The following is a 5,869-nucleotide window of genomic DNA, read 5'->3' as shown; positions in this document are numbered from 1 at the left end:
TGAAATCCCAAAAAATGCACACTTTTTCCGGTATACCCTTCAAAACCCTTGCACTAATTTCTGTGTTTATCAGCCTCTAACCTTTGATATATCAAGGTTTTAGGTTTATTCAGCAAACCCTAAATAATTATAAGCAGTATCAATATCTTGATAAGCAGCATTTTCTGTAGGTGTTCCCTGACTCGTACCATAACCCCGATAGTCATAAGCAAAGACACTAAAACCCACATCCCGTATTTTTTTTAAAGTTGCTCTAATATGTCCTAAGTCTTCAGCATTTCCATGAACATAAAGAATAGTGTACTTAGCAGTAGGGTTTGGTAAATAAACTGCGGAAATTTGTTGATTTTCCCTCGTTTTCAGCTTAATAATGTCTTTTGTATCCTCATAGCTGGAAGGTTGGGGTAAAAAAATCATGCTATCCGCACGAAAATACACATAGACCGCAAATAAGGTATAGATTACAACAAAAGACCGAATCATCCGCTTCCCAGTAAAATCCCCAATTAATAGTTTTTTGAGCCGTTGTTTATTCATGATCTAAAATAGAAAGGTTGTACTTAAATAAAATAGAATTTTGGAGGTTTTTCATGTCTCGTCGTTGTGAACTCACTGGTAAAAAGGCTAATAACGCAATGGCCGTTTCCCACTCTCACCGTCGTACCAAGCGTTTACAACACGCTAATTTGCAAACTAAGCGCGTTTGGTGGCCTGGTGGTAATCGTTGGGTGAAACTAAAACTCTCTACCAAAGCGATTAAAACCCTAGATAGCAAAGGTATAGAAGCAATGGCTAAAGAAGCTGGTATCAATTTAAATCACTATTAAGTAGTCAGGGTTAAAAATTGTCGTGATGAGAAGGCAGCAGGGAAGAGGTTTTTAGACAAATTTGCTTTTTGTTATATGCTTCTGTTTTTTTCGCGCCTTTCTACTTAATCTTCACTTTTCAAGGAAGTAGGGGTAGCGCCTCCGTGCCTACCCCTGTTTTTCGGGCAACCACGGGAAGGGGCAACCACGGGGGGTTTGCCCCTACTTCACTAATTCAGTACAATTACTGAAATTTTAGGAGCATTGCGAACCGCAAAAGAAAATCCGACTCCTGAAGATGGTAAATATTGTTATTAACCAAGTTGCTAAGGAATAGGAGTCAGGAGTCAGAATGAAGATTTTTCTCTTCCCAATTCCCAATTCCCAATTCCCAATTCCCAATTCCCAATTCCCAATTTTTTAACTTGTGACTTTAAACTTGTGAAAAAGGGCGCTGCTGTGCAGAAATTACTAAATATCCCAAAACAGCATCTAATTATTTTTACCCGTTATCCAGAACCAGGGAAGACCAAAACCAGACTGATACCTGCTTTGGGTGAAGTTGGTGCGGCTGATCTGCAAAAGCAAATGACTGAACATACCATATTACAGGTGCAAGAATTACAAAAGATATCTGCTATAACTGTGGAAGTGCGGTTTGCTGGGGGTAATTGGGAATTAATACAAAATTGGTTAGGTGTTGGTTTTGTATATCAAACTCAAGGTGAAGGGGACTTAGGTCAGCGGATGATGCGATCGCTTGTAGATGCTTTCAGTAACAATGCAGAACAGGTAATCATCATTGGTACTGATTGTCCTGGTCTAAATTCCCAGATTTTAGCATCAGCCTTTGAGCAATTACAAACCTCTGACCTCGTGCTAGGACCAGCTATAGACGGCGGTTATTACTTAATTGGGTTGCAAAAACCAATTTTAGACTTGTTTACTAGCATTTCCTGGGGAACTAATCAAGTGTTATCACAAACAGTCACAATCGCCCAGGAACTTCATTTGTCTTTTGTAAACCTACCTACATTAGCAGATGTTGACCGTCCAGAAGATTTACTTGTTTGGGAACAGTGTACCCTGATAAATGGCCATTAGCTTTATTGACCCAAACCTTACTTTACAAAAATTATGGTTAACCGTGTTTCGTCCTTCAATAGTTCCCTTATACTCAAAGTAGTTGGGATAGTTTGTATCTTGTCGTTTTTTGTTGATTTTGTGATTTTGTTATTGGGTTTCAGTCTCACTGATAAACAAATACAAATAGGTTTCACAACCGCCCTAGTTGATCGGGGAATTGTTCCACTGGTGGGTTTAGGGATAATATCGGCCGCATATTGGTTAGATAAATTAGAGACTGGAGGCAATCGCTCAGGTCTAGATTTAAGATTACCTTCTATGATACTTGCCAGTATCTTAGGTTTAATGTTTTTGTTAATTTTTCCCTTCCACCTCAACAATGTCCGTCAAGCAAGTACACAACGAGTCAACCAAATTTCCCAAGAAGCTCAACAATTAGAAAACCAAACCAACCAAGAAGCCCAACAAGCAGAAACCCGGCTGAACAGCCAACTATCTGAATTTCAAAGTCAGTTAAATAATGATCAAGCTAAAGCTCAACTAGAACAAGCTAGAAGTCAAGTAAAAGCACAACTCACTCAAATATTAAAGGATGAGCAGAGATATAAGCAAGCACTAGAAAATCCTCAACTACCCCCAGAACAAAAAGAACTACTGAAAAAATTTAAAGCCAACCCCCAAGAACTGGATAAATTTCTTGCCCAACAAACAGATCCTAATCAACTAGCTCAACAAACGACCAGTGAAATTCGCCAACGCAAAGAACAAAAAATTACTGAAATTCGCCAACGTAAGGAAGAAGCTCAAAAACAAGCAAAAAATACTGCTTGGATGTCTGGACTAAGGATAGGTATTAGCAGTTTGATTTTAGCTATTGGTTATACCATCATCGGTTGGACAGGATTAAAAGGATTAAAAGAAATAGGTGCATTACAAAATCGTAAACCTAAAGCCCCACTAGGTTAAGCCATCAGTAAATTTTCAATAGAGTTTGCTGAATAAACATGAAAATATTACAGGTAAAGGATTTTAGGCAATTGGAAATTGAAAAAGCCGCGCTTCACGGCAGACAAGTGTAAACCTTAAAACTACTCCCACTTCCCAACTAGCACTGAGGGATTTACTTCGACTTACTTCGACTTCCCTCAGTACAAGTCGCTAACTGACCAATGACACTCACTGCGAAGCATTTAACTTTTGTGGGCAGCCAGAAATGAAAAAATGTTTTTAATTCTCCTCCTGACTCCTGACTCCTGACTCCTGACTCCGCGCCAAAAATTAATATTCTTAATAAAAGTTATTTAAATTGTCATCAGAAAATCCCCACCTTCACCTTGTGATCCCCAGTTGTAAATGGCGATAAATATAATCTATACTTTTGATCTGATAAATTTGAGCATCTGGTCAGATACCGCGTTAGGATTAATAGTACCTGAGAAACTGGTAACAATCATTTACCAGAATTACAAAGAAAAGTAACACTGGTTAACCAAATATCATAATCCATAGCTATTCATTTGATTATGGGTGATGGGATGCGATTAAACTTGTCTCATCATAGTCAAATGCAATTACAGAGAAGTTGAAAAATTTTAGTAGCCTAAAAAAAGGAGAATCGGGGCTTGGTAATTGAACGGCTGAAACAGGACTTAAAAAATGACCTGATTGCTGGTTTGTTGGTGGTAATTCCCCTAGCAACTACCATCTGGCTGACCATTACTATTGCCAGTTGGGTAGTAAACTTTCTCACCCAAATCCCCAAACAGCTAAATCCCTTTGATGGTCTACATCCGATATTAGTCAATTTATTGAATTTGCTAGTTGGACTGGCAGTACCACTATTGAGCATCCTAGTCATTGGTTTGATGGCTCGGAATATAGTTGGTAAGTGGTTGCTAGATTTTGGGGAGAGAATACTGCAAGCTATACCCTTAGCTGGTCAGGTATACAAAACCCTCAAGCAATTATTAGAAACAATACTCAAAGATTCCAATGGTAAATTTCGCCGTGTCGTTTTATTAGAGTATCCCAGAAAAGGAATTTGGGAGATCGCCTTTGTCACTGGTGCAGTGAGTAGCGATATCCAAACCCAGATGAATCAACCGCTGTTGAGCGTTTTTATCCCCACTACCCCTAACCCTACCACTGGATGGTATGCACTGGTTCGAGAAGATGAAGTAGTAAACCTCTCAATATCTATAGAAGACGCTTTTAAAATAGTAGTCTCAGGAGGTATAGTCGCCCCCAATAATGGCATATCCCCATTGGTTTTACCAACCGCAGTGTCAGCCATAGAACCCAAAAGTCATGTTATTTCTGTAGAAGAAGCCTGATTTTTTCTTATTTTTGATTCTTAGCAGTTGCGTCTACAGTCATAACACATACAAAGCGCACATCACTTTGTTAGAAGAAATAAGCTGTTGTACATTTAATTTGTATCAGTCTAGCGGGCAAGATGCCCGCACCACAACACTTAACTAGGGATTGCTGAAAAAGTCCTTTCATGAGGGAATAGGAGTCAGGAGTCGTAGGGGCGAAGCATTCGGAAAATAGCCTGTGATAAAAATTGATAATTTATCGTCCGAATGCTTCGCCCTTACAGGAAAATAACCTGTGATAAAAATTGATAATTTATCGTCCGAATGCTGATGCTTCCAGCACGCTTCGCGAACGCCCGTACAGGAGTCAGGAGGAGGTTGGAAAATTTCTTTACGATCTCTCAAAATCCAAAAAAATGCACACTTTTTCAAGTATTGAGGGTAATTCATGAATTACCCCTACGCAAGAATAAGGTTTTCAGTCACATCTTGCGTAAGTCCTAATACCCATTACCAATTACCAATTACCAATTACCAACAGATAATCTAATTGTTAAAATATGTCAAACTTGATATATTAATAAGTTTGCCCCATTTACTTCATTACTTCTTCCCTAACCAGAACCAGCATTATGCAACGTCGTAAACCCCAGCAAATAGCCAGAGAACTGGCATTGTTAAGCCTCAGCCAGCTGCCAGTCAACCCCAAAAAATTAGAGAAACTGCCAGATGAACAACTGGTAGCCAAATTAGTTTTGGGTGCAGTCCGCACTTTGACTACAGAAGTGCAAGACACCCTGAATAGTGCAGCCGCAGAACTGCAACGCAGTAATGATCGCCTTTTAACCAGTCAAACGCGGGCTTCTGACCTGAATACAGCTAGAACCATGCTGCAAGAAGCGATCACCTACACCCAGACCGCTATCAATCAGTTAGGTACAGCCGTTGATTTTCCAGAATTGATTCAGTTAGCCAATCAAGATAAGGAAGTTCGCAATTATGCTAAAGAAATAGTGATCACCGTTGATGAAAACCGCAACGTTATTGATCAAATAATTTCTGGAGCTTTAGTAGATTGGCAAGTAACACGACTAGCCCAAATAGATCGGGATATCCTACAAATTGCCGTAGCCGAAATGAACTTTATGGCAGTTCCCGCCAGTATTGCCATCAACGAAGCCGTAGAATTAGCTAAACGCTACAGTGGAGATGACGGACATCGCTTTATTAATGGTGTTCTCCGTCGTGTCACAGAGCAGAAACAAATAGCATAGAGTGATATCCTCACTTCTTCCCGATCTTTGAGTGCGTTAAAAGTGAGGATATTTGGAAAACTTCCCACTCCGGAAAAAGTGGCAAATTAAATTAAACTGATATAGCAGGTGACTGGTGACTGGTGACTGGTGACTGGTGACTGGTGACTGGTGACTGGGGAAGAAAATTTTAGATTTTAGATTTTAGATTTTAGATTGGAGTTAACAAAAACAATCCAAAATTCAAAATCCAAAATCCAAAATAAATAGGGTTTGCTAAATAAACCTAAAACCTTGATATATCAAAGGTTAGAGGCTGATAAACACAGAAATTAGTGCAAGGGTTTTGAAGGGTATACCGGAAAAAGTGTGCATTTTTTGGGATTTCAAGAGATGGCAAAGAAAT

At 39.3% G+C, this 5,869-nt stretch carries 6 protein-coding genes; 5 read left to right on the top strand and 1 reads right to left on the bottom strand.

Annotation, left to right across the window (positions count from 1 at the left end; all coding sequences use genetic code 11):
* Window positions 1-105: 105 nt before the first annotated feature.
* A complete protein-coding gene (locus FFR48_RS24635; protein WP_371851484.1) occupies window positions 106-537 on the bottom strand; it encodes an alpha/beta hydrolase in 432 nt (143 codons plus the stop codon).
* 53 nt (window positions 538-590) lie between these two features.
* On the opposite strand from FFR48_RS24635, the gene rpmB reads away from it, so the two are divergent.
* From rpmB to nusB, 5 genes are all read left to right on the top strand, one after another.
* Window positions 591-827 carry a 50S ribosomal protein L28 gene (gene rpmB / locus FFR48_RS24630; RefSeq protein ID WP_096569572.1) on the top strand — a complete coding sequence of 79 codons (237 nt, stop codon included), beginning with the start codon at window positions 591-593 and terminating at the stop codon, window positions 825-827.
* Between the two features lie 420 nt (window positions 828-1,247).
* Window positions 1,248-1,910, top strand: a complete 663-nt coding sequence (locus tag FFR48_RS24625; RefSeq protein WP_371851483.1) for a TIGR04282 family arsenosugar biosynthesis glycosyltransferase — start codon at window positions 1,248-1,250, stop codon at window positions 1,908-1,910.
* Window positions 1,911-1,943: 33 nt separating this feature from the next.
* Window positions 1,944-2,858 (top strand): hormogonium polysaccharide biosynthesis protein HpsJ, encoded by a 915-nt coding sequence (hpsJ-B, locus tag FFR48_RS24620; protein WP_137669183.1) that lies wholly within the window; start codon window positions 1,944-1,946, stop codon window positions 2,856-2,858.
* Window positions 2,859-3,514: 656 nt separating this feature from the next.
* On the top strand, window positions 3,515-4,225 hold the full coding sequence (locus FFR48_RS24615) for a DUF502 domain-containing protein (RefSeq protein WP_137669182.1): 711 nt from the start codon (window positions 3,515-3,517) through the stop codon (window positions 4,223-4,225).
* A gap of 617 nt (window positions 4,226-4,842) precedes the next feature.
* On the top strand, window positions 4,843-5,484 hold the full coding sequence (nusB, locus tag FFR48_RS24610; protein ID WP_137669181.1) for a transcription antitermination factor NusB: 642 nt from the start codon (window positions 4,843-4,845) through the stop codon (window positions 5,482-5,484).
* Window positions 5,485-5,869 lie beyond the last annotated feature (385 nt).

It is taken from the genome of Sphaerospermopsis reniformis (assembly GCF_005402885.1).
GTDB lineage: Bacteria > Cyanobacteriota > Cyanobacteriia > Cyanobacteriales > Nostocaceae > Sphaerospermopsis > Sphaerospermopsis kisseleviana.
The sequence above is the reverse complement of the archived record's forward strand: the minus strand, read 5'-3'. Positions and strand labels throughout refer to the sequence as shown.

Coding starts and splice junctions, on each gene's coding strand:
- FFR48_RS24635 (WP_371851484.1), bottom strand. CDS start 537: ATGAATAAACAACGGCTCAAAAAACTATTAATTGGGGATTTTACTGGG.
- rpmB (WP_096569572.1), top strand. CDS start 591: ATGTCTCGTCGTTGTGAACTCACTGGTAAAAAGGCTAATAACGCAATG.
- hpsJ-B (WP_137669183.1), top strand. CDS start 1,944: ATGGTTAACCGTGTTTCGTCCTTCAATAGTTCCCTTATACTCAAAGTA.
- nusB (WP_137669181.1), top strand. CDS start 4,843: ATGCAACGTCGTAAACCCCAGCAAATAGCCAGAGAACTGGCATTGTTA.